The 24836-nt window shown below is 53.6% G+C and carries 28 protein-coding genes; 24 read left to right on the forward strand and 4 right to left on the reverse strand.

Translation table 11 applies throughout. From position 1 onward, the window contains the following. Nucleotides 1-251: 251 nt before the first annotated feature. The 24 genes from F822_RS00520 (at nt 252) to F822_RS00635 (ending at nt 20245) form a co-directional block, all read left to right on the forward strand. Nucleotides 252-1505, forward strand: coding sequence for a PBSX family phage terminase large subunit (locus tag F822_RS00520; protein ID WP_025039874.1), 1254 nt, complete (start codon nt 252-254; stop codon nt 1503-1505). After that, nucleotides 1502-3499, forward strand: coding sequence for a portal protein (locus F822_RS00525; protein WP_025039873.1), 1998 nt, complete (start codon nt 1502-1504; stop codon nt 3497-3499). Before F822_RS00520 ends, F822_RS00525 begins: the two co-directional genes overlap by 4 nt. 13 nt (nt 3500-3512) lie before the next feature. Beyond that, nucleotides 3513-4088, forward strand: a complete 576-nt coding sequence (locus tag F822_RS00530; protein WP_025039872.1) for a hypothetical protein — start codon at nt 3513-3515, stop codon at nt 4086-4088. A gap of 1 nt (nt 4089) precedes the next feature. Beyond that, a complete protein-coding gene (locus F822_RS00535; protein WP_025039871.1) occupies nt 4090-5676 on the forward strand; it encodes a right-handed parallel beta-helix repeat-containing protein in 1587 nt (528 codons plus the stop codon). 178 nt (nt 5677-5854) lie between these two features. Further along, on the forward strand, nt 5855-6823 hold the full coding sequence (locus tag F822_RS00540) for a hypothetical protein (protein WP_025039870.1): 969 nt from the start codon (nt 5855-5857) through the stop codon (nt 6821-6823). Nucleotides 6824-6834: 11 nt separating this feature from the next. Further along, nucleotides 6835-8106 (forward strand): phage capsid family protein, encoded by a 1272-nt coding sequence (locus tag F822_RS00545; protein WP_025039869.1) that lies wholly within the window; start codon nt 6835-6837, stop codon nt 8104-8106. A gap of 157 nt (nt 8107-8263) precedes the next feature. Next, entirely contained in the window at nt 8264-8710 is a 447-nt protein-coding gene (locus tag F822_RS00550) for a hypothetical protein (protein WP_025039868.1), read from the forward strand. Between the two features lie 37 nt (nt 8711-8747). After that, complete coding sequence (locus F822_RS00555) at nt 8748-9164, forward strand: hypothetical protein (RefSeq protein ID WP_025039867.1); 417 nt, start codon at nt 8748-8750, stop codon at nt 9162-9164. 9 nt (nt 9165-9173) lie between these two features. Then, complete coding sequence (locus F822_RS00560; protein ID WP_025039866.1) at nt 9174-9506, forward strand: DUF6682 family protein; 333 nt, start codon at nt 9174-9176, stop codon at nt 9504-9506. Then, nucleotides 9503-10144: a phage adaptor protein gene (locus F822_RS00565; protein WP_025039865.1), complete on the forward strand. Its 642-nt coding sequence runs from the start codon at nt 9503-9505 to the stop codon at nt 10142-10144. The genes F822_RS00560 and F822_RS00565 overlap by 4 nt, the downstream gene beginning before the upstream one ends. 21 nt (nt 10145-10165) lie before the next feature. Continuing rightward, a complete protein-coding gene (locus tag F822_RS00570) occupies nt 10166-11068 on the forward strand; it encodes a hypothetical protein (RefSeq protein WP_025039864.1) in 903 nt (300 codons plus the stop codon). Next, nucleotides 11068-11415: a hypothetical protein gene (locus tag F822_RS00575; RefSeq protein ID WP_025039863.1), complete on the forward strand. Its 348-nt coding sequence runs from the start codon at nt 11068-11070 to the stop codon at nt 11413-11415. Before F822_RS00570 ends, F822_RS00575 begins: the two co-directional genes overlap by 1 nt. Next, a complete protein-coding gene (locus tag F822_RS00580) occupies nt 11406-11747 on the forward strand; it encodes a hypothetical protein (protein ID WP_025039862.1) in 342 nt (113 codons plus the stop codon). The genes F822_RS00575 and F822_RS00580 overlap by 10 nt, the downstream gene beginning before the upstream one ends. A 169-nt stretch (nt 11748-11916) precedes the next feature. Next, a complete protein-coding gene (locus tag F822_RS00585) occupies nt 11917-12096 on the forward strand; it encodes a hypothetical protein (protein WP_025039861.1) in 180 nt (59 codons plus the stop codon). Nucleotides 12097-12098: 2 nt separating this feature from the next. Beyond that, nucleotides 12099-12398, forward strand: coding sequence for a hypothetical protein (locus F822_RS00590; protein ID WP_025039860.1), 300 nt, complete (start codon nt 12099-12101; stop codon nt 12396-12398). Further along, nucleotides 12395-12658, forward strand: coding sequence for a hypothetical protein (locus tag F822_RS00595; protein WP_025039859.1), 264 nt, complete (start codon nt 12395-12397; stop codon nt 12656-12658). The genes F822_RS00590 and F822_RS00595 overlap by 4 nt, the downstream gene beginning before the upstream one ends. A 49-nt stretch (nt 12659-12707) precedes the next feature. Then, nucleotides 12708-13247, forward strand: coding sequence for a glycoside hydrolase family protein (locus tag F822_RS00600; RefSeq protein ID WP_025039858.1), 540 nt, complete (start codon nt 12708-12710; stop codon nt 13245-13247). A gap of 12 nt (nt 13248-13259) precedes the next feature. After that, nucleotides 13260-15296, forward strand: coding sequence for a hypothetical protein (locus tag F822_RS00605; RefSeq protein ID WP_025039857.1), 2037 nt, complete (start codon nt 13260-13262; stop codon nt 15294-15296). An 83-nt stretch (nt 15297-15379) separates the two neighbouring features. Further along, complete coding sequence (locus F822_RS00610; RefSeq protein ID WP_025039856.1) at nt 15380-15763, forward strand: hypothetical protein; 384 nt, start codon at nt 15380-15382, stop codon at nt 15761-15763. A 57-nt stretch (nt 15764-15820) separates the two neighbouring features. After that, nucleotides 15821-16258 (forward strand): hypothetical protein, encoded by a 438-nt coding sequence (locus F822_RS00615; protein WP_025039855.1) that lies wholly within the window; start codon nt 15821-15823, stop codon nt 16256-16258. A gap of 11 nt (nt 16259-16269) precedes the next feature. Then, nucleotides 16270-17796: a hypothetical protein gene (locus F822_RS00620; protein ID WP_025039854.1), complete on the forward strand. Its 1527-nt coding sequence runs from the start codon at nt 16270-16272 to the stop codon at nt 17794-17796. Next, entirely contained in the window at nt 17796-18407 is a 612-nt protein-coding gene (locus F822_RS00625; protein WP_025039853.1) for a GNAT family N-acetyltransferase, read from the forward strand. Before F822_RS00620 ends, F822_RS00625 begins: the two co-directional genes overlap by 1 nt. Then, nucleotides 18400-19524, forward strand: a complete 1125-nt coding sequence (locus F822_RS00630) for a hypothetical protein (RefSeq protein ID WP_025039852.1) — start codon at nt 18400-18402, stop codon at nt 19522-19524. The genes F822_RS00625 and F822_RS00630 overlap by 8 nt, the downstream gene beginning before the upstream one ends. Further along, nucleotides 19517-20245, forward strand: a complete 729-nt coding sequence (locus tag F822_RS00635) for a hypothetical protein (RefSeq protein ID WP_025039851.1) — start codon at nt 19517-19519, stop codon at nt 20243-20245. The genes F822_RS00630 and F822_RS00635 overlap by 8 nt, the downstream gene beginning before the upstream one ends. Nucleotides 20246-20719: 474 nt before the next feature. Here F822_RS00635 and F822_RS00640 read toward each other — a convergent pair whose 3' ends face one another. From F822_RS00640 to F822_RS00660, 4 genes are all read right to left on the reverse strand, one after another. Further along, nucleotides 20720-21706 (reverse strand): glycosyltransferase family 2 protein, encoded by a 987-nt coding sequence (locus tag F822_RS00640; RefSeq protein ID WP_025039850.1) that lies wholly within the window; start codon nt 21704-21706, stop codon nt 20720-20722. 48 nt (nt 21707-21754) lie between these two features. Then, nucleotides 21755-22915, reverse strand: coding sequence for a glycosyltransferase family 4 protein (locus F822_RS00645; RefSeq protein ID WP_025039849.1), 1161 nt, complete (start codon nt 22913-22915; stop codon nt 21755-21757). 100 nt (nt 22916-23015) lie between these two features. Beyond that, a protein-coding gene (locus F822_RS15045; protein WP_156304447.1) for an IS5 family transposase occupies nt 23016-23779 on the reverse strand; the annotation gives its coding sequence in 2 pieces (ribosomal slippage) (nt 23016-23464 and nt 23464-23779; 765 coding nt in all). Nucleotides 23780-23880: 101 nt separating this feature from the next. Further along, nucleotides 23881-24780, reverse strand: coding sequence for a rhamnan synthesis F family protein (locus tag F822_RS00660; protein ID WP_231623533.1), 900 nt, complete (start codon nt 24778-24780; stop codon nt 23881-23883). Nucleotides 24781-24836: the final 56 nt, after the last annotated feature.

Here is a 24836-nt window from a genome sequence, read left to right on the forward strand (position 1 = left end):
ACGGTTTTTGGGGTGCATGGCAAGGCGCAACGACGCGGAATGGTCGTTCCATTCCAAGGAGTTGCAACGCAGCCATGTGCCGCAAAAACTGTGCAATTCACCTCGTAGCGCCCTCACCCGGAAGATGAGCGTCAAATAATATGAAATATTGTTATTAATCATAACACTGCTCCTATCAAATGAGCGGTCAACTACCGATTTAGGTTAAATACATATGGGACCGAGATACAGGCCATCAAGGACATCATGCCATGGCCGCGCATAGGGCCGAATTTCCGGCCAAGCTCCGTTTCCTGTTCGAGCCGGCGCGATACAAGGTTCTGTATGGCGGCCGCGGCGGCGCAAAAAGCTGGGGTGTCGCCAGGGCATTACTGATACAGGCGGCTGCTACTCCATTGCGCGTCCTGTGCGCGAGAGAGTTCCAGAACTCTATCGTTGAATCTGTGCATCACCTGTTGCAGGCGCAGATCGAGGCGACCGGACTGGGACCTTTTTATGAGGTGCAAAACAGCATGATTCGGGGGGCCAATGGCTCCGAATTCATATTTGCCGGGCTGCGCAATAATGTCACCAAAATCAAATCGTTTGAGGGCGTTGATCGGGTTTGGGTTGAAGAGGCGCAGACGGTCGGAAAATCAAGTTGGGATACGCTTATTCCGACTATTCGTAAGGACGGATCGGAAATATGGGTTACTTACAACCCGGAGCTGGAAACGGATGAGACACACCGGCGATTTGTCGTCACTCCTCCGCCTGGCGCCATCGTGGTGAAAATCAACTGGAATGACAACCCATGGTTTCCCGAAACCTTGCTTCGGGAAAAAGACGCGTTGAAAGTGCGTGATCCCGATGCTTACCAGAACGTCTGGGAAGGAAATTGCAGGCTGACGCTGGACGGCGCGATCTATGCGAAAGAACTCAGGCTTGCCCAGGAAGAAGGGCGCATCCGGAGCGTGCCCTACGACGCGGCAAAGCAGGTGCATACCTTCTTTGACCTGGGGTGGGCCGATAACACCAGCATATGGTTTGCCCAGGCGGTTGGGAACGAACTCAGGTTGATCGATTATTACAGCAGCAACCAGATGCCGATACAACATTACATCAGTGTGCTGCAAAACAAGGGATATCTATATGGTACTGATTGGTTGCCCCATGATGCGAAAGCCAAAACGCTGGCAACCGGCCGGAGCGTCGAGGAAATCATGCTCGCGGCCGGGCGAAAGGTGAGGATAGTGCCGAATCTGTCAGTTGCCGACGGAATCAATGCCGGGAGAACGATATTCAATCGTTGCTATTTTGACGAACAGAAATGCGCTGAAGGATTACAGAGCTTGAGGCGTTATCGATTCGATGTAGATCCTGAATCCAGACAATTCAGTGGCAGGCCATTACACGATTACCACAGCCACGCCGCGGATGCGTTCAGGTATTTTGCTGTATCGGTGGAGGATGAGAAACCGGGTGCCAGCGCGCGCGGTGTCAGCATGAAGGGGTGGCGCGCATGATCGAACAGAAAATCACCTCGGATATAGCAGTCGAGGCTTACGACAAGATCTGCCGCGATATTCGTCAGCAGCCGAAATGGCGGCTCGACTCAGACACCGATTGCGATTACTACGACGGCGCCCAGACAACCGCGGAGGTAGTCCAGCGACTGAAGGAAGCAGGTATTCCGCCCCAGGACTCGAATCTGATCAAGCCGACGATCAATGCCGTGCTGGGCCTGGAAGCGCGTAGTCGCACCGACTATAAAGTCACCTCGGACGACGAGAGCCAGGCTGAGATCGCAGAAGGCCTTTCCGCACGGATCAAGGAGGCGGAAACCGAGTCACGCGCCGACCGCGCAATGTCCGACGCCTATTCCAGCATGATTCGTGCCGGTATTGGCTGGGTTGAAGTGTCCCGCGAATTCGATCCGCTGAAATATCCGTATCGCGTGCGGGAAGTGCACCGTAACGAGATCTACTGGGACTGGACAGCGAAGGAACCGGATTTGTCCGACGCGCGCTACCTGAGGCGTGATAAATGGGTAGACCGCCTGCAAGCGTCATTGATGCTGCCGGATCAGGCCGAGCTCATCCAGAACAGCTGGTGTGGATGGAACAACCTGGACGTCTATGAAGGAACCGACACCGGCATGGCCAGAGCCTATGAGATCGAGCAAGCCTGGGGTCAGGGCCAGCAGGATTACCTGAACCGGAATTCGGGCATGGTCAGGCTTTCCGAGTTGTGGTACCGGCATTTCGAGGAGGGGTATGTGCTGGCGTTGCCGGACGGTAAAGCCATCGAATACCGCGAGGAGAATCCGTATCATCAGATGGCGGTAGTACAAGGACGGGTACAGGTACAGAAATCGCTGCTCGCAAGGACGCGCGTCTCGATCTGGCTGGGGCCGCATAAATTGATGGATGTGCCAAGCCCGTTGCCGAATACGGATTTCCCTTATGTTCCGTTCTGGTGTTTTCGCAAAGACCGGAGCAGAGCGCCCTACGGGTTGATTCGCGACATGCGCGGGCCGCAGGATCAGATTATCGACCTGGATATTCTGCTCTATGAGGTTCTGAATTCGGTAAAAGTCGAAGTGGACAATGATGCGCTCGACCTCAGTCAGAATTCATACCACGAGGTTGCGCAGAATATCAGCAGCTTGCGATCGATGACTGTTCTGAACGCCCAGCGCCGGAACGCCGCGGGATTCAAGGTAACGCGCGAGCACCAACTTGCGGCGCAGGTGTTCCAGTTGATGCAGGAACGCAAGCGGAGAATCGAGGAAGTCGGCGGCATATACCGGGCCATGCTGGGGGCGGACACCACGGCCACCAGCGGCGTCGCCATCAACAGTTTGGTAGAGCAGGGCTCGACCGTTCTGGCGGAGCCCAACGATAATTTTCGCTACGCTCGACGAATAGTCGGGCAGCAGCTTCTGGCACTCATCAAGCAGGACATGCTGGGCAACGCAACCGCCGTGGCCGTCAAGCGTGGCGCGGGCCAGAAGATCGTGTATTTCAACCGCCAGATAGTTACCGATGCCGGTCCGGTAGTGGAAAACGATATCGCAACCGCCCAGGTCAAGGTCGTGCTGGAAGATATACCTGCCACGCCCAGTTTTCGGGCGCAGCAATTGCGATCATTCAGCCAGATCGTACAGGCGGCTCCGCCGGCTTACCAAGCCGTGTTATATCCAGCCATGCTGGAACTGTCCGATGTACCCAACCGGCATGAACTGGCGGATCAGTTGCGAAAGGTCAGTGGCGGGGACGCAGCAGACCAGCGGACTCAACTCATGCGGGAACAGTTTGAGGCTGCAATGCAGCAACAGCAACTGGCTATGACCGGATTGCGGGAGCAATTGGTCAAGGCGCAGCAGGCGCTGGCTGACAAGTCGCGTGAACTGGACCTTAAAGAGCGGAACCTGGATATTGAAGAAGAGAAGTTTGAGGTGGACGCTCAGCTGAAGATCGAAGAATTACAGTTAAAGCATACCGATACCGCATTTTAGTGAAGGAGAAAACATGATCAGGTTTTTAAATGATGAAACCGTTGCAGGACACCGGTTCGGGAAAGGCGCGATCGCGCGGTTCGACTCAGCAACGGAGGCGCAGCTTATTGCTGCCGCGGATGCGGAAAATTATCCACTGATTTCGCGGCCAATTGAAATACTCTCCGGATCGGCCGTCGCGGCATCTTGCACAATGACCGCCATCGACGAAGTGCTGGCCTCGTTCACCATTGCTCCCGGAATACTTGGAGTCAACAGCGTCTTGCAAATAGAACCGCTATGGACATTCACCAGCAGCGTGAACAACAAGGTCCTCAAGATCAGGATTGGTGGAACGACGGTTTACAGCGCCACGCGCACCACGTCGGTCAAGGAGGCGCCATTGTTCGTGCTCGCAAACCGGAATTCTCTTGCCTCGCAAATCCAACCTTATGATAACGGTTACGCTACGGCTGGCCTCATCGCGCCAGCAAGTTATGCCATTGATTTTTCAAAGAATCAGGATGTTGAAATATCAGGGCAGCGGGCAGATAGCGCAGACACTTTGACTCTTGAATATTACCGAATCCTGCATTTTATAGGCGATTAAGATGACTACCTGGTATGTAAGACCTGACACAACCCATTCAGCTACACGTGATGGCAAATCCTATGCGACTGCCTGGGGTGGTTGGTCTGCCATTGTTTGGAGCGGCACTGGCGTCGTTGCCGGGGACACGCTGTATATATGCGGAACACATCGCTCATCGTCGCAATTGATTGTTGGCAACCATACCTCGACTGCGAGCAGCAGGGCGATTATACGCGGCGACTATGCCCCTGATCCCGGATCACTTATATTTACCGGTTCCGCATGGTTATTTATCGGGCGTGACTATACGACGATCCAGAATATCACAATCACGGCTGGCACCGGTTATTGTATCTACCTGTATGGAGCGCCGCTCATCGGCACGACTATTCGCGGGTGCACACTAAATGGCGGCACAAACCTGCAGATTATCAACATCCACGGCGCCGACACCCTTGCCTACGTTGACCTGACATTCGACAGCAATAAATTCATCGGTGGTAATGGCCCAAACGTGGGCGCAGCAATCAACTGGCTGGCAACAGGTTCGCTCACGTCAGCCAGGTACGTGACCCGAGTGACGATCACTAACAACACTTTTACGGGCTGCTCGTCCAATCGGTCGACCATTGCATTCCGAGTAGCAAGCACCGAGCCCGCAACTTGCAAGATTAGCGATCTGATAATCAGCGGTAATACGTTTCGTGACTGCACCGGCGTGGCGGCGGAAGCCTATGTCGAGGACTTTGGTCGCAACACAGGCATCAGAATTACAGACAATCTGATATACAACCAACTCAATAAGCCAACCGCAATGGGCGGTGGATTTATGCTCGCCGGTTTCGGCCAATCAACATCACCCGGCTTCGGGCAAAACATAATTGCCAGAAACAAAGCATACCGGCTGGCTGGCCCAACAGGATTCTCCAATCCGTTCTACGGCTCGTATACCTATTACGACAACTACGCCGAGGACATAAGTACGGACACGATAGACGGCAATGGGATCCTGTTCGATCACGGCTGCGACAACTGCGTGGCGTACAGCAACGAGTTCAAGCGACTGATTGGTAGAGGGGTGGCGAACGAGTTCAGCGCTGGCTTCGGCATACTGATCCTGGACGCAACCAATATCAAGGTCTATGGCAATATCATAGACGGGGCTACGTCCGGCCTTGCTTTCGGTAATAAAGGGCCGGGTCAATCCTCCAACGTATTTAATAACACTTTCCGCAATTGCGCCTGGTCCGGCGTGTACGTTGTATGGGGGGCAGCGCTCGGCAACCTGGTACGTAACAACATTTTCACCGCAGCGCGGGCTTCCGCACCGGCAGTACTAAACACTGATCCGGGAAAATGGACTGGCGAGTCAGGAAATTGCTTTAATGGCTTCGGGCTTCTCGTCAACCATACGCTGCACGCCAAAAGTAACACTGCCGATCCTCAACTGGACGGAAACAATCGGCCCTGGTCGGCTGCAATCGTACGTAAGGGGATATACCTGGGGGGGATGGATTTCTACGGCAAGCGTTTCTATAACCCGCCCAATATCGGTGGGGTGGATGACGTAACGGTAACGCCGCGCTACCTGGTGGTGAATCCGTAATTTCTCACCTGAATGACAAGCCGCTTTCAAGCGGCTTTTTTTATTTTCGGATTTTCACATTCAGCTATCCGAGAGTTCCAATCAACTGGAACACGCGCTAACGGCGATACCGTAGTTTTATCAATCCTGCCCAGTACGGGCAGCCCGCTCACTGGGTTAAGCAGTTGGAGGAACGGTAATGGAAATGGATCAGCTTACGGATGAGCAAATTGCAAACCTTACGCCCGAACAGATCGAGATGCTGGAGAACGAACCGGGCCGTCTTGCTGAAATTCTGGGCGAACAAGCGGTAGCAGATGAGCCCAGGCAGGAGGAGGGAACAGGTGCGCCCGGTGGTAGAAGCAGCATCATGGGTGAAGATGAGCCTGTCGTTCTGAACAAGAGCGGCAAGGGAACCATTCCTTACGAAAAGCACAAGGAATTGCGTGTGGAAAACTCGGCGCTGCGCGAGCAACTGAAATCCGCGCAGATGGAAAACAGCAAGGTCGCCGAGAAGCTCGGGGCGCTTTTGAAGAAAAAAGATAACGCGACAGGTACAAGTGCTGCGGTGGCGGATGATGCCATCGAAAAACACCTGGAGCTTATCAGGAGCGATATGCCCGAGCTGCACAAGGTAATCAGCGCGGTTCTTGAAGGAAGCCGGAAGCAAGGCGAGAAACTGGAAAAAACGCTCGAAGAACTGAAGCGCGAAAAGGAGGAGTCTGACCGTGCAGTCCAGTTGAGTATCCAGGAACAGATCGCCGAAGCCAAGGAAAATACGCCTGACCTCGTCCATTGGGAAAGCAACGATCCGCAAGCCTGGGATGAAGCCCTGAAGCAGGATGAGATTCTGAGAACCAGTACCAGATGGTCGGGAAAGCCTTATTCCGAACGGTTCGAGGAAGTCGTCCGCCGCGTCAGGGCAATCATGCCGGAAGCTTCCTTACCAACAAAGCATGCCGGCCACGAGCAAACGAAAGCCGACGCGAAAGCAAGGCTTGAGAGCGCTCCAGTACGGAAACCCACAACCCTGTCGGATATTCAAGGCGGTGCAAATCCGGCGTCCGAGCGAGAGCAGATCGACAATCTGAGCCCGCATGAATTGGCTCGCAAGTTGATGCAAATGTCATCGCAAAAAGCCGCCGCCCTGAGAGCCGAACTTGATTAAGGAATAATGAAATGGCTGAAACAAACGTAGCAAGCGGAAGCTCGGTTGCTGTAAAACATTATAGCGCCGCACTCTTCGCCAACACCCTGAAGGGGGCATCATCGATCGAAAATCTATCCGGACCCGTGGAGCCATCCGCTGCGATGGAAAAGATTGCGGGTCAAACCGAGCCTGGAATGCCTATTGTTCGTATCGACAACCTGATGAAAAGCGCAGGCGACATTGTTTCGCTGGATCTGGTCGATACCGTAAGCGGCGAGCCGTTGATGGGCGACGTTAACCGCGAGGGCAAGGGCGATCCGCTGTCGTTCTCTTCGATGGAAATCAAGATCAATCTTTCCAGCAAGGTGATCGATGCCGGTGGCAGCATGTCGCAGCAACGCACCAAGCACCAGTTGCGTGAAATTGCCCTGGCGCAATTGTCCGGCTACTTTCCGCGACTGGATACCCAGGAGTCGCTAGTTCATCTGGCAGGCGCGCGTGGTTCGCAAACCGGAACAGACTGGACGATACCGCTTCAGACCAGCAACAAATTTGCCGACATTATGGTTAACCCCGTGAAAGCGCCAACCTTCAACCGGCATTTCGTGGTTAACGGGGCAAATTTGACTGCGGGCGGTCAACAGCTTGGCTCGATTGTCTCCACCGATATGCTGAAACTCTCGCATCTGGATGTATTGCGCAAGCGCCTGGACGACATGGATCAGCCCTTGCAATCGGTGAAGCTGCCAAGTGACCGCGCTGCACAGACCTCGAAAATGTGGATATTCCTTGCAACACCGAACCAGTACTCGGTACTGCTGACCGAAGGTTCGCTACGCGCATTTCAACAGAACGCAATGAATCGCTCGGCCTATCTGGACACTCGCCATCCGCTTTTTGCCGGTGAAGTCGGCATGTGGAACGGCATATTGGTGATCAAGAATGAACGGGCAATTCGTTTCATGCCAGGCGAGAACACCAGTATCGTTACTGCCGGCAATGCGCCGACCGCTACCGAAACCAGCCAGGCAGTCAATGGCGGCCTCACCGCTGGTTACGCCGTGGAGCGCGGGTTGTTGCTCGGCGCTCAGGCACTGGGCGTCGCTTATGGCAAGACCAAGGTCAGCGGCATGCAGTTCGGCTGGAAAGAGCACTGGTACAACTTCGAAAGCAACCTGGAAGTCATGGGCGAGAAAGTGTGCGGAAAGAGCAAGGTGCGCTTTTCGGTCGATGATGGTACCGGTACCAAAGTGCCGACAGACTTCGGCGTCATCGCGGTCGATTCCGCGATACCGCTCTAACTCAGGCTCACGGCTAGCGCAGGTGGTGCCATGGATCTGTATCCAATAATTGGAGGGAGAACTCCAGATTCCCGTTTCCGCGGGAACGGCGATACCCTCCATGTGATACCGGCCTTATGAAGGTACCGCTTCAATCATTATTACAAAGGGGTTACGAATGGCTACTTTTAGTGCAGCAGATTTGAGCAGCAAAGCCCGGCATATGGGCGGTTATGGCAACACCGCTGTTGCCTGGGGTTCAGTGGCGCCTGCCGCAGGGGCTGTCGGCGACATCTACCGTCCGATGATTATCCCGGCAGGCATAGAGGTAACCGATGTGGATATCGTGAACGACAAGCTGGACAGCAACGCCGTCCCTGCAATCGCCTTCAAGGCAGGTTATGCGCCGGTCTATCCGGATGACGGTCCCGTTGCGAGCGATACGTACTTCACGGCCGCCGGCAATACCGCGCTCCGTAATGCCGGGCGCGCTTCGCTGGCGTTCCAGCCGGTCAAATTCGAGAAACCGGTATATCTGACTATCACGCTTACCGCATCCGCAGCGTCGTTTGCTCCAGGCAAGGTAACGGCAATCGTCAAGGGCGATGCAGTGGGAGTGAAGTAGACATCAGGCAGCAGCAAGTGAGTAAAGGAGTAAGGGCGTGATTTTGGGCGGCTACCGCGAGGTGGCCGCCTTTTTTATGGAGCATTACATGCCGCATCTGAAATACATTGCCGCTACAGTTAAGACAGACAGTATCAACGGTGTCGGATTGAACTGGCAGCCGGGGCAGGTTCGTAATGTAACCGCTGAGGTGGCCGAACGCCTTCTTGTCTTTACCGATACCTGGCAGATTGCCGGTGAAGCGAACGGAAGCAATGAACGCATTGGGCTCGCTGAGCAGCCACAAGCGGTGGAAGAGCCGCTGCCCGTCATCGACTTCCATGCCATGAATAAGAATGCGCTGATCGAGTATGCCGAACGTCACTATAACGAACGGTTGGGCAAGCGCCAGAGTGAAGAAACGGTGCGACACAAGGTCATCGCCTTATTCTCCAGACATGAAATGGCCGACTGAGGATAACGGATGACTTTCACCTACCAATCGGTTATCGATCTGGCGCGCATACCGCTCAATGATGAAGATAAAGCCAGGTATTCAGACGCTACGTTGCTGTCATTAGCCAACCAGGCAGTGCTACAAATCCTCAAGCGCCGGCCTGACTTGTTTGTGGGGCAGTTCGCCAGTCTGCCGGATGGAGAGAGGATGTTGAGCGATGTCTTTCCGGTATCTGCCGCGTATGTGCAAACCGTTGCGGATTACGTCACGGCCAGAACGGAAATGACTGATGACGAGCACGCCAGTTCCGGTCGGGCTGCGGTGTTCGTCCAACTATTCAGCGCCGAGGCGCAATCATGAAACTGTGGCGTGATTTCTACGATTTGATGATGCCGGACGTGCCCGGTTGCCCATCCGCTGCTGCCGATAGCGCGTTGCGCCAATCCGCCATTGCGTTTTGCGAGCAATCTCTTGCGTGGCAAGGAACGCATCCTGATGTTGCAGTAGCGGCGGGTACGGCAGAATATGCTTTTACCCCACCGACGGATGCGGTTGTACATGCAATTATCCATGCAGCACTGGATGGAGAAGAAATCGCATTGTATCCAGGTGAACCGGGTATGGGCAGCATGAACCGGCACGGGCGGAAGGGTATTCCGGCATATATTCTTGCCGGTGCCGCTTCCTTAACGCTTGTGCCGGTACCTGGCGCGCCCGGTACGCTGTCGATGACCGTTGCTTTCAAACCTTCACCGGTCAGCACGGGGATAGTTGATGGGCAATTCAACGAATACCGCGAAGCGATTGTCCACGGCGCGCTGGTGCGGTTGATGCTGTCGCCCAAGAAGCCGTACTCAAGCACCCAACTTGCTCAATACCATCAGCAGCAATTCGCGGTAAAGACAGCGGCGGCAGGCCAGCGGGTGGCGAGAGGTTATACGCGCGCGCGGTTGCAAACCAGGATCATGGCCAGGGGCATAGAACAAGCCGTCAAATAAGTCAAATAATAAGGGTAAAGCATGGGACTCAAGTTCTCGAACTTCGGCAAGGCTATAGTCAGTTCTGCCCCAAGCGGGACAGCGGGGTTGAGCTTCACGGTTGAGGCCGGGAAAGGGATTCTCTTCCCGGTGCTCGGTGCCGGTGATTATTTTTATGGCGTTTTCAAGGACGCCTCGGGCAATCGGGAAATCGTGAAGATCGAGGCGCGCAGCGCAGATAGCCTTACGATCTCCGTGGGCGGACGTGGGCTCGACGGTACCGCCGCAAGAACCTGGGCGGCCGGTGATTATTTTCTGGCTGGCGTGACCAACGTTGCCCTGCAAGAGTCACTTGCAAACGCAAATCTTATCGCACTGGGCAGGTTGGCCGCATCCGCCGACAAGTTGCCGTATTTCACGGGGGCGGGTACGGCAGCACTGGCTGACCTGAGCCCGTTTGTCCGAACATTGCTGGATGATGCAGAGGCGGCGACGGCACGGGCAACACTGGGTATTCCCGCCGCGATTGGCGCGCTTATCCCATCCGGCACGGTCATGTCATTTTTTCAGCCCGTCGCCCCCGTTGGCTGGACGCAAATAACCACACATGACAATAAGGCCATACGGATAGTCAGCGGCCTCGGCGGGAACTCTGGCGGTTCAGTCACATTTACGAGCGCCTTTGCGCCGCAAGCAGTTAACGGATCGAACAGTGCCACCACTCTTACTTCGGCCCAGATACCGTTTCATACCCACAGTTTCAGCGTGTATGCCACATCAGGTGCGGGACCGAACCCTGGCGGCGGTGGTGGGGGGGTAGTAACGGGAACGCCAGTCACAGATAGCGGTACTGGCGGCGGGGGTTCCCACAATCACACTTTTACTGGCACAGCCATCAACCTGGCCGTGCAATATATCGACATGATCATAGCGAGTAGAGATTGATGGAAACCAGGGTTTCCGATTGCCCTCTGGGGGCGAAGTGCGAGGAGCTCAAAATCGAAGATGGGAAACCGATCCTGTACCGTTGCCCCTGGTATGTGCAGATTCGCGGCGTTGACACGAATACCGGACAGGAAAGCAGCACCTGGGGCTGCGCCATTGCATGGCTTCCCACCCTGACGATCAATGCGGCCAATGAATCGCGCAAAGGTGTGGCGGCCACCGAATCGTTTCGCAACGAAATGGTGAAGCAGGGAGCGCAGACACAGCAGGTGCTGCTGGTGGCGGCGCAATCGGCAAGCAGGAAACCGGACATCAAACCATTGGAGCAAGCAGACATATGCGAGTAACAATTATTCGAGACGACGGCGTCGTCGGAGTTGCCGGAATATTCAGGCCGGTTGACTTGTCGGCGCTACCTGCAGGCATACGTGCCGTGCAGTGGAATGGCACAAGCGGGCATATAGAGTATGACGGCGCTGCAAACACGGCCCTGGACAGCATAACGGATTTCAAGCCATTTATAGAGCGATGGACTACCGCTCAGTCGCAATCATCCATGCCACCTGCTCCGCCTTCAGGCAACCAAACGAAAATGCCGGCGCTGGCACGCATCGATGCAGCCTATCAGGCCGCTGTCGATGTAATGAGCGCGGATTACCCGGCGGGCGAAGACGCATAACTCACCCGTAACGCAATTGATCAGATTCAGCTGATCAGATTCATCGGATATGACGCGGCTTTGCCGCGTTTTTTTTTGCTCTTCACCTGCATAGAACCACTTTGACCGTTTCGGATCAACTGGACCACTTTGCCTGTTTGTTCAGATTTATTTTTTTGGAGAATCCACCATGACCATGTTCCAGCGCAAGCGCATCAGAATCATCAAGGAAGAACTGGAAAAGCAGAATGCGGCGGTCGACGCAAGCGCTGACAAGCTGCTCGATAAACTGAAGGCATCCAAATGGACGGCGGTCGTGCTGCTGGGCGCGGTCCTGCTTGCCATTGCACTCTTGTGGATACTGTCCTGATCATGGCGGACGACGATAGCGATCACAAGATCGAGCGGCGGCGCGGGCCGTCCACCTCTACATTGTCCTTTAGCGGGATTATTGCAGTAGCGGGTCTGCTTGCGTCGGGCGTTGCGACATACAACGCGGTGCAAAACGATATCGCAAGTTTGAAGCGCGGGGAGCTTTATCAGGAAAGAACCAATGAGCGCCTGAGCGAAGAGCTCAAATCGGTACGGGTCGAGCAACGGGAAACGATGAAAGAATTCAACGAGAAGCTCGACCGGATCATTGACCAGTGGGCACGCGGGAGGAAGCAATGAGATATCCGCTTGGAGCCCTGTTTCTGGCGTCATGCACCATGCTGGCGCCACTGCCGGCGGAACATCAGATGATTGAAGAGCCCGCGTCCGTCATTCATCCAGAGCCGGAAAACTGGACGGGGGCGCGCAAGCCGAAACCCAGGATATCGTCTTCACCCTCACTCTCATCCGAAATCGCGTCCTGCGCCACGCTGGATGCAGGCGACATGAAAGAGACGATAAAGGCGAAGCTCGACTGCATTACGGAAAATGCCAGATGACATTCGGCGCAATCGACAAGAGTGCAGTAAAAATCCGAGGGATTGAGAAATGATTAAACCATCCACCGCGCAAGTCCGGTCTGCAATGGCTGTACTGGTGCTGACGGCATCCACGCTCGTGGGGATTGCAGTGCATGAAGGCTACAAGGATGAGGCATATATTCCTGTGCCCGGCGATGTGCCGACTATTGGATACGGCACGACTGCCGGGGTCAGGATGGGCGACAGGACCACGCCGGTACGGTCACTGGTGCGGTTGCTTGACGAGATCGAGGGCGTCTATGCCGCCGGCGTAAAACACTGCGTGACCGTACCGCTGTACCAGTATGAGTACGAGGCGTTTGTCAGGCTGGCTTATAACGTTGGCGTGCCTACATTCTGCCGGAAAGCTTCGCCAGGAAAACCGCCCAACCTGATCGACTTGATCAACGCCAAAAAATATGCGGAAGCATGCGCACGTATAGAGGCGTTCAAATATGGACCGGGCAGAAAAGTATTGCCGGGCCTGGTAAAGAGGCGGGCCGAAGAACGTGCGATATGCGAAGGAAAGAAATCAGGCCAGCAAAACGCAACATTATCCCAAAATTGAGGTTTTGTCAGAGTGAGCGCTTTCAGAATCACCGGGTTTTCCGGGTTGGTGCCAAGGCTGGCAAAACAGTTGCTTGGCGCCAGCCAGGCTCAGGTTGCGACCAACTGTAATTTGACAAGCGGCGATTTACGCCCGATAAACGGCCCGCGTCTGGTATTTGCACCGGTCATCGCCAACGACATCGTTTCCATGTTTCGCATGGAGAAGGATGGGAATGAAAAATGGCTGGCGTGGGACAAGGATGTGGATGTTGCCCGTTCTCCTGTTGCCGGGAATACATCGCGACGCTTTTACTACACCGGCGATGGTGAACCGCGCGCATCGGAATATGACATGGCGACTGCGGGCGCTGGGCCTTATCCATCGGGCTGCTATGTGCTGGGCGTGGCGCAACCGCTTAACCCGCCTGCTGTCATGCCTGCCGGCGGCGCTGGATCGACGGTTACCCGTTCCTACGTTTATACCTTTGTCACACAATGGGGCGAAGAATCCGCGCCGTCGCCCGCATCCTCGGTAACGACCGGTAAGGATGACGATACCTGGGCGCTATCAGGCATGGATACCGCGCCGCCCAATACCGGGTCAATAACCGGCGCTGTGAAGGATATACCATTTGGGGGACAGGTAGAGATCACGCTGGATACGGTGTATGGGCTTCGGGCGCACGAGAAAATCAGGTTCACATCCGTGGAGGGCATGACGGATCTCAATGGCGAGTTTGCGCTGGTGCGTGTGGATCCAGCCACCAATAAGGTCGTGGTGTCGCTATCGACAACACAGGTTTACACCGCCGGCGGGGCATGGGTACGGGTGGCGCGGCACAATACGAGCGGCATGACCAAGCGTATTTACCGCACCCTCACCACTTCGGGTGGCTCGGAGTATCACTATGTCGTCACGGTATCCGCAATTACCGCCACGTACGATGATTCAACCCGCGATGAGGAAGTTGCCCTCGGTGAAATGTTGCCGTCCACAACATGGAATATGCCGCCAGCGGACATGAAGGGTATTACGATTCTTGCAAATGGGGTTGCCGCTGGTTTCGCGGGCAATGAAGTCCTGTTCTCGGAACCATTCAAGCCCTATGCCTGGCCGACCTCTTACCGCCAGACCTATGATCAGGACATCGTCGCGATTGCCGTTACCGGCGCCACGCTGGTCGGAATGACCGAAGGCAACCCATTTACCATCAGCGGGGTTGATCCGGTGACAATGGGCGGCGGCATGGAAAAGTTGGGTGTTGCGTGGCCCTGTATGTCGAAGCGCGGCGTGGCGAGCTTTGCATTCGGCATAGGCTACCCCGCCCCGCAAGGCATGGTAATGATTGGAGCGAATAGCGACATCGTTACCAAAGATCTGTTTACGCAAAGAGAATGGGCGGAACTGAACCCTGCCACATTTATCGGGACCTCTGCCGATAACCGCTATTACGCAGGTTATACCGCTAACGATAGTTCGCTCATGTTTGTGATCGACAAGGCTGAGAGCGCATCCTTTATCAAGGTGAATCAGAATATCACCGCAATATGGGCGGACCCGGCTACAGGCAAACTCTATGTGGCAGTGGACAAGAAAATTTACGAATGGGAAGGCGATGCCGGGGCCAAACTCGCCTACGAGTGGAAAAGCAGGAAATTCATCACTGCGTCTCCCGTTAATTATGGAGCGGCGAAGATAGACGCTGACTTCGATATGCCGGAAATGGAGGTGGCATCCGCGCAGACTTCTTACGATGCGGCTATTGCAGCAAACCAGGCATTGATTACCGCCGGGATGATGAATGACGGATTAGCCGACTCCTGTCTCGCCGAATATGAGATTGGCGGCGATGCCATGCAGGATATTCCGCCCCTTGCCATCGATTCCCTGCAATTTCAGCTATGGGCGGGTGGTGCGTTGAAATTCACCAGGCAGGTGCGTAACAGCCGCGCTTTTCGGCTTCCCGCCGGGTATAAATCCGATAACGTGGAGATTGTGCTATCCGGCAATGTGAAGGTTACCGGAGTGGTACTGGCAGAGACAATGGATGGGTTAAAGCAGGCATAGCAAGTGTTTATTTAAAAAGTGACCTGCTTAGTTCGCTCAGTTTGTCTGGGCGTTTTTTTTGTTTATGGAAAAAGGAGTATCGAGTGGCAAAATACGTTCATTCCGATGTACTGGACGGCGGCCTCAATGCAATCAGAAATGGCGCCATCCGCATGCTTTTGCTCAAAACCTACATGCCGGCGGACAGCTACGCAACAGTAACCGGAAACGCGATCTGTGAAGTTACCATGACCTCTGGCGACTACGCGCTAACCGGCGCCGATGGCGCGGCACGTGTCTTGAGTATTTCAGCCAAGAGCGGAGCGGCTTTCGCCAACTCAGGCGCAGCGCCGGATCTGCACATTGCTTTTACCGATAGCGTCAGCAAGGTTTTGCTGGTGACGGATGAAACCAGCGATCAGGTGATTACCAGCGGGAATACCATCAATTTCCCGAGCCTGACTTATACCAGTTCACAGCCTGCCTAAAACCAGTTCACAGCCTGCTGGACGAGGTTTTCCCGGAAAACTCTTGAGGAACAGATCATGGCAACCTTCACACAGACTCAGGGCGTTCGCAGCCCATCCGTACTCAACTTGGGAACGCTGGCGAACGCGACCTATATAACCTCGGCCGCAATTGACCTAGGCTCCGTTATTCCGTTGGACGTTACTTTGGAAATTGAATGTGACCCGAACGGAACCCCTGCCGGCAACAGGCAGCTCATCCTGTTCGCAAAGCTATCGCTGGACAATACCAATTTTGGCAGCGGGCCGGAAAGCGGCACAACATCCACAGAAGAAGCGGACTTGCATTGGATCGGTTCAATGCCCTGCAACGATACCAACATACACAGGAAATTCTTCAGCTTGCAAGGCCTGCCCGTTACACGCTATCTCAAGCTGGTCGTAAAAAACGATACCGGCGTGGCGCTCAGTTCCGGTAATGTTTACCGGGCAGACATTACCGGCCTTTCCACCTAGATTGCGTAAACATGTCCGTAATAATCCTGCCCAACCGACTTAACAAGCAGCCACAGTACGCTGCCCCGATCGACTACGCCGGGCTCGGTAAGAGCATACGCATACTGTGGAATCCAGCCGCTGGTCCCGTTGACCTCGCGACAGGCCGGATATGGTCTACGGGCGGTAATGCGGCAATAGCGAGGGGTCGGAAGGGGCACGTATTCACGTTCGACGGGGCCGATGATTATTACGGTTATACCGGGTATCCGGAGATTACCGGCAATGTCGGCTCCTTCTTCATCTGGTGTCCCACCGTAGGGGCCGCCGACACCTATGGGCATGCTTTATTCGGTGCATCGTCTCCTGTCGCGTTCGCTCATCAGATCAATCCAGCCATGCAAGTGCATATTGGTTCCAGTCCGCCCAGCAACGGGACGCTGCCATCCTGGTTCAATACCAGAAACCGGAGCCTTGTTCTTGTGTCGGGCGGCACAGCGGCAACGTGCAGGGCTTTTCTCGACGGTAAAGACAGCGGGTTGACCTGGCCTGGCGCGCCCGCCGCGTGGGGACCGGGGAACAAGAATTTCAACCTTGGGCGATATGTCGGCGGAACATCCTGGGATTTTGACGGGACAATACTCATCGCCGGGCATACCGAGAAAATCTGGGGCGACGCTGAATCAAGGGCGTTCCATGACAATCCGTGGCAGCTATTCAAGGTTTCTCCAAAAAAACTGTGGAAAAGCAGCGGTACGATACATTATTTGACTGCGGAAGCGCCGGTTCAGGCGAATTTCGGCGACATGCGAGCAGTAGCGCAGGATCACGCGCTGGTTGGGTCCGCATCGATGCAAAATGGTACAGGCAGCGCCGGGCCGCTAATTCAGGATCAGGCTCTTGCTGTTGCACCCGTCGCTCAGACCAGCACATCAAGTGCGGATGGGCAGATTACCCGGAATCAGGTTCTTGCCGTTGTATCGAACGCTCAGGTTAATTCATCCAGTACCGGCGCGGTAACACAGGCACGGATGTTGATCGTGCCAGGGCAAACGCAGGGGCAGGCATGCTCCGTGCCAACGATAACCCAAACGCACATCATCGTTGCCACTGCGCCTACCCAGGAGAATAAAAGCACCACTGGCATCCTACATATCGCCAGCGGCGGGCTCGAAGCGGAATCGGCGGTTCAAGGAAACGCCGCTGGCGCCGCGATCATTATCCAGACGCACATCCTTATTGTCTCCTTTCCCAGCCAGGGCAGTAAAGCCGCCACTGGCGCCGTCAGCGATGGGATTGAAGTCGAAGCCGCACTGAGTACCGGCATGGCGCCAACGCTACGCATCAAGAAGCCGGGCATACCTGCTGGAACGCCGGAATGGCTGAAAACCATGATCGAGCTACTGACCGGGCGGCGGGGAAACAGGATCATGCCGCCGGCGTTTCGCGCGCTCACATTCTCTGCCGTGCCTACTCGAACGGAATGCGAGGCTCTCTATGCCTATACCAATGACGTCCGCAACGCGGTGGAACGCATTATTACCAGACTGGATAGCTGATGAATACAGAACTGATTGTTTTGCTCAAGGCAAACATGGGCTTGCCCTTGCTGCCCGGGTTGGCGGCGGATATTTGCATCGCCGCCAGCCGGATTGGAACGCTGGTACCGGCAAGCGTCATTGAACGGATCGAGCCTGAAAAACATGAAGATTTCATATTTTCCCTGGAGCGTATCGAGAACATTGGCGAGGAGATAAAGCCGCTGCACCGGGCGCATTGGGATGAGACGGAGGCGCATCGGCATGGGCTGCCGTTCAACCCGGATTACGAGACCTTCATCCGTTATGAACGTGCCGGGCGATATGTTCTCTTGACCCTGAGATACCGAGGAAGATTATTGGGCAACTGTGCCATGTACCTGGATAAGAGCGCACATACGCAAACCATCATCGCCACGGAAGATACCCTTTATTTGCTGCCCGAAGCGCGCAAGGGGAGGGCTGCCCGGTATTTTGTGGCGTATGCGGAAAACGCAATGCGACTCATCGGCGCAAGCGAGATCAATATTACCGTGAAGACGGTCAACAAGGCTGCGCGGTTCTTCCGTCTGCTCGGCTATCGCCATGTGGAAAATGGATTGAATAAAATACTGGAGGCTGAAAATGTGTAGCTCGAAACCGCCAAAACCCGATCCGCTGATCGGCCAGACAGCGAAGCAGAATGCCGACATCGCGCAGCAACAGCTTGATGTGGCGAAACAACAGCTCGAGTGGGAAAGGGACAGGGCCAGTGTGCAAGACCCGTTGATTCAAAAGATTGTCGATCAGCAGATTGCAGCGGGCGATGCCAATGCTGCCAGGGCGGAGTCGCAATGGCAAATTTACCGCGATCTGTTCGCGCCGGTAGAGGAGCGCATGGTCAAGGATGCCAATGAATTCGACTCCCAAGCACGCAAAGACCGGATGGCGGCAGAGGCGGGTGGCGACGTCGTGCGCAGCTATCAGGCTGCGCGGGAAGCCAGCCAGCGCTCAATGGAGCGCATGGGCATCAACCCGAATTCGGGCAGGTTCCAGGCATTGGCCCATGAAACCAGCCTGGGGTTGGCCAAGGATATGGCAGGCGCCATGAATAAGGCGCGCCGGGATACCGAACTGCAAGGCATGGCCATGCGGCAAGGCACGGCGCAATTCGGGCGCAATATGCCCACCACAGGGATAGCAACCGATGCAGCCGCGTTGAACGCCGGTAACTCAGCCACGGGAAACCTTGCCACCCAGGCGGGGCTGCACAATGCCGGCCTGAGTGCCGCACAGAGCTGGTTCGGTGGGGCTACCGGGGCAAACAACTCAGCAGGCAATACAATGCTGAATCAGTATCAGGGCCAGCTTGGCGCATGGCAGCAACAGCAGCAAAACAAGGCGGCCGCGCTGGAAGGATTGGGGAGCCTGGTGGGAACGCTAGGGGGCGCTTATATGATGGGTCCAGGACTTCGCAAAGGCGGCATCATCAAGAATGGAAGCCCTTATGGCCCGGGATTGCTGAAGCGTAAAGGCTATGTGAAGGGCGGCATGATAAAAGGTCCGGGCACCGGCACGAGCGATTCCATCCAGGCAAGCATTGAAGGGATCAAGCCTATCCGTTTATCCAACGGCGAAGCAGTATTGAACAAGGAAGCCATAGAGCTGGTAGGGGAGGATTTTATCCATCGAATCAATAGCGGAAGCCTGGCTATGCTGAAGCGCAACCGTGCTATCGATAAAAAAAACGGGGAGGTCGGGCATGATTAATGGACTGGGCGCATTTGCGGGCGGGCTCGCGAAAGGTTTGGGCGCCGGGCAGGATATCAATTTGCGGCGCCAATACATCGGTGAACAGAAAAAATCCGGTCTACGCAAAACAGAATTGCATCAGGCAAAAATGGAAGAGGTCGGTTTCGACAGCCAAAAGCGGAACCGGCTGCGGAACGCCAACGATGAAATAGTTGCAGGCTGGCAACATAATCAGCAGGCCCTAACTACTCAGCCGGTACAATCCGCAGCGCCGGGGCTGAGCGAGATATCGGAACAAATACCCATGGTTGCCGATAAAAGAGCTGCCGGGCTTTCCAGCATGAACAAGCCGTTGGCGCAGCCAACGATGTCATCCGATGAAATGATCGGCATGCGCATGTTGACCAGCAATCTTCCGGAAGACCCGGATGAGCTGACGCGGATGGCAGGCATTTATGAGAAATATGGCCTTCTGGAAGAGATGGCGCCATGGATGAACCAGGTCTACGCAGCCAAGAAAAGCCGTATTCCTGATACGTTGCATTTCTTGTTGAATGGAGATTCGAAAGGCGCCAGGGAAATTTTGGAAAAAGGGGGCGTGAATCTGTTGGCTGATCCGGTGCAAGTCTATAATGGAGATACACCCGAACATGTCTGGAGATTCAATTTCTTGAAAGGTGCGCAAAAGGATATCGATCTAAAGAAGTTGGCTATCAAATTTTTTCCAGAAGGTTATTAAGGCTTACAGACAGGAATTAAAAAGCCTAATAAGTAATATGCCGATTGCCCTCCAACAGCATATTCGAAAACGCATGCTGGGCCTGCTCGTCTCTCGTGTTATGTGAAGGTATAAATTATGCTGGAACTGCATTTGATATCATTTATCGGTACCAACCATTCATACTGGGCTGAACAGATGGTACTTCACCAATTCGGAGAATTATGAAAGGTGTTCGACAACGACCGTATGTCACGAATGTTACAATTTCAGTTCCTGCTCGCTCATTAATTTATGAAGCACGGAAGGGTAGATATGGGGGCGGATAATAACAAAATATTAATCGACATTATTCCATTGAGCCCATCTTCGAGGAACAGAGAATGTTAGTAGCGGATCGTTATGGTGATTTTGAAATTCCTTAGTATCTTACTGATATCAATCCTGAGCAAATTATAGATTGTCGAACCGCATGCCATGGTTTTTTGCCCAAGCTCAGCGCCGGAGGTCTTTGAAGAAACTTCCTAATCCATTCGCGTACCGATGGTAACGCAGAGTCATAAGCTCATGTAGCGCACTTGGTAATCGCTGCCGCCGGGCCTCTGGTAGAGCGGCGCGGACATAGGAGAAAAGCAAAGCTTCATCAAGACAACGAATTTTTTGTTCTCTAGCAGAAAAGCGGTTTGCAGAATCCAAAAGGCGTTTAAGAGCCGATTCATAAAGTAAAATTCGCGGCCCATATATTGCAGCACAGCTTTTGCCGCGATGGTTGCCCAAGCGTATGCCAACCTGATTAGTATCATGTTGACGATAAGCAATCAGCGGTGTGGGCAACGCGGTTAGACATGATGTAGCACTAATAAGCAACGCGATCCACGCATCATGCCATATTGTTTCTGGTAGCGGCAGCACGAGGTCACGATAAACGGACCTGAAAGCCATAGTCGCGCCAGTGGCCACGGGATGCTTAAGTAATACCCGAAGCGCATCTGAAGCTGCGACCTGTGCCTGTTCCTTCGGGCTGAACTTGAAGGTCTTCCAAAGTCGTTGCGAGAGTGGATGCAAATCCTTATCGACTACATCAGCTTCGGTGAATACTGCACCTATGCTTGAGACACTGTTAAAACGCTCCTCAATGACTGCTATCTTGTCTGGATACCAAACATCATCTTGGTCGCAAAGAAAGATGATGTCGCCATTACATGCGCGAATAGCAGACTCAAAATTGCGCGTTGACCCGAGGCGTACGTTATTTCGCTGGAACCGTACTGGAAAAGGCGCATTCTGGGCAAAACCGAGCACGATATCCCCTGTTGCATCAACCGAAGCATCGTCAGAGATTATCAATTCATCTGGTAGCCGGGTTTGACGTGCGATACTGTCTAGTTGCTCTCGGATATAACGTTCGCCGTTATAGCTTGCTAGCGCGATAGATAATGAAAGCCGTTTATTCGTTTGTTTACTAGAGATTGAGGTCGTCACAGCTATGATTATCCAATGAAATTGTTACTTTCACCTTTCAACCTGTGGTTACCAATTTTTTTCCGCCAGTACCTCATTTAATACATCAATCACTTCCCTCGCATATCTTTGTTGAGTAAAACGTCCTGCTGCCCATACGCGCGCAGCCGTGCCCAACCTTGCTCCTTCCTTCGGGCTCTGATACAGGTGCTGAATCTTGTCAGCAAGCTCGACGTGATTGCCGGCTTCATACAGGAGCCCTGTTTCCCCGTCATTGATCAATTCGGCAGTACCGCCGCTATTAGCTGTAGCGATAATGGGTTTACCCGCAAGCATGGCTTCCACCGTGGCTCGCCCAAAAGCCTCCCAACGAGAGCATACCAACACAACGTCTGCCATCCGAATATAAGGTGCGGGATTTTCAACATATCCGATAAATTTGACTCGTTGTTCCAAATTCAAATCGCCAGTCTGCTGAACCAACATTTTGCGAAATCGCCTACCACTACCTCCGATAAGAAGCAGTTCAGCGTCGACCCCCCGGCGCATTACCTCAGCCAGTGCACGAATGGCTTCGTCTTGGCCTTTCGCAATGTGCAGCGCACCAACGATGACACACGTAAAACGTGGCTTATCAGTAGCATGATTACTTGACGAACTTTTAATCTTATCGCGTAATGTTACCGCCTGATAAATTACTCTCATTCTGTCTGGATTAATGTATCGGGCATAATCTTTAACAACTGCGTGGGAGTTAGCGATAAAAATTTCTGAAAGCCGATCCATTAAATCCGCTGTACGGCGCTCACCCAGATCGAATAACAGATTGGGATCGCGATACCCGAACTCATGCAGCTGCCAGACGTGAGGGCAACGTGCTAGCCTTGCCGCCAGCGCCCCGGCACCGATAGTCACGGTATTAGAACAAACCACGTCGCACTGCCATTTTAAAATGGACCGTGCCATTGGGATTGCAAATAATAATGTCCTAGCCGTACGGAGAATGCGACCTAGCAACCATAGGCGCCGAACGCGAGCCACTAACCATAGAGGAAAACCAATTATCTTCCACTCGATATGTAGATGATCGAGCGCTGCCAACAAGGGGCCTTTTTTTGGGACCAGCACCCTGCACTCCACGCCCTCCGCCATTAGCCCCTGTAACAACTCAAGCAAGGCGAGTTCTGCCCCACCACCGCTTGCAGTATGTGACACGAAACACACACGCACTAAACACTCCTATGGCTGTTGCTGCCTGTTAGAGAATTGCGTCTTCACCTTTTACCAGATGAGGGATTCGTTCATCAAGCAGAAATCAATCTAGGGCCTGTTAACACAATCTAAGTGCTTCGACGATCAAAGCGAAGTGGATGAAGCCAGTGAACATTACATCCAGTTTCTCGAAGCGGGAGAAGATACGGCGGAATCCTTTCAGCCTCCTGAACAGTCGCTCGATCTCATTACGCCGCCGGTACATAACCTTGTCGTATTCCCAAGGCTCAACCGGGTTGGCCTTGGGCGGGACTACCGGAATGAAACCAAGGTCCAACGCCAGTTGCCGTGTTTCATTCCCCTCGTAGGCGCGATCCATTACCAGATGAACTGGCCAACGGGGCTTGCCCAGGCTGCCGAGCAGCTTGCGCCCCTCCGCCGCATCGTGAGCCTGCCCCGGGGACAGCGCAAACGTTATAGCCGTTCGAGCATCCGCGGCAACCATATGAATCTTGGTGGTCCACCCACCTCTGGATCTACCGATGGATTGGGGGCCGTTTTTTTTAATGCCCCGGTGCCGTCCGGATGAACCTTCACAATGGTGCTGTCCAGGGAAACGGCCTCGATCTTGACGCGAACGATCTGTGCGCGCTGCAACTGCTCAAACACCTGGTCCAACACACCGCTTTTGCTCCAGCGATTCATGCGCATGTAGATGGTATGCCAATTACCGAAGCGTTTGGGCAGACCGCGCCACTTGCAGCCGTGCTCGGCCACGTACAAAATGGCGTTCAATACATTCAGATTACTGAGACTGACATTGCCCCGCTGAAGCGGCAGACAGTGTACGATTCGCTCGTACTGGGCTTGAGTGATTTCCATGCCCGCAAGTATACCTGAATACATGCAATATGGCTATTAGAGTTAACAGTCCCTAGTTTAAGTTGTACTATCTATCATAGAGGGAAGACATAAATTCCATTCTATCTGTGAGGCACACTCCAGTCGTTGAGAATGTCTAGATTATAAGGGGAATCACTTTCCACGAGCGCCGCTGAAAATGCTTCTAAACTCACGCCCTTTCTCGTCAAATTACTTTTTTTAATAAACGGGAATTTGAACTCGGTAATAAGAGGCTGCCACAAATGAAAAGTGGGCTCAATCTCGCGGGGGATTCGTTGATGATAATCAACTTGAGCGATCCGATCTAAACCATAAAGTGGAAAAACGCAGAATCGATGACCAAGAAACTTAGAAAAACCTACCTCGTACCTTCGGATAATAGCAGCCTTAAGTTCAAGAATATCGACCTCTTTGAAGAAGCGAAGGAATTCTTCAGATAACACTACATTTTTCTTGCAATACAGAAAATAAGATTGCAGATGCGGATGAAATTTAAAAGAATCGGTCATTCCAATCACATCAGCGTCACAGTTCTCAAGCGTAGTAACGATATCGCTGATACTGAAAAGCGGCCCGATAACGCTATCGTTGGCTAACAGAAGGCCGGTATGGTCCTTGTAGCGGGGGTATTTTTCCAGTCCTGTTTTCCATCCGTAAAAATCGTAGCCTTTATTTTCCCGATTTATGATTCTTACGCAACATCTTGAAAGTTTCTCCAGGTCTAAAACTGAGATGTCATCGCTCGAGCTGATAAATATGATATTGAACCCGGCTAGTGCGAGCGCATCAAGGTACTGATACACGTTCTTTCTGACAATATTCTCGTAATCGTAGCTACAAAAAAGGCAGACCGGTTTAGTGTAATCTGGCGATACCTGCCCTTTTTCATCCAATCTGACCAGCGGTTCCTTACGTACTTTCTTCCGCTTGAGCAAATAAACATATAAATAAAGAGCATATCGCAACTCCTTGACTATCATCTTGATGGTCCACCTCATCGGCCAGGTGGTTCGCTGATTCTTCTGTTTGTGCGGGG

It is taken from the genome of Nitrosospira briensis C-128 (assembly GCF_000619905.2).
Lineage (GTDB): Bacteria > Pseudomonadota > Gammaproteobacteria > Burkholderiales > Nitrosomonadaceae > Nitrosospira > Nitrosospira briensis.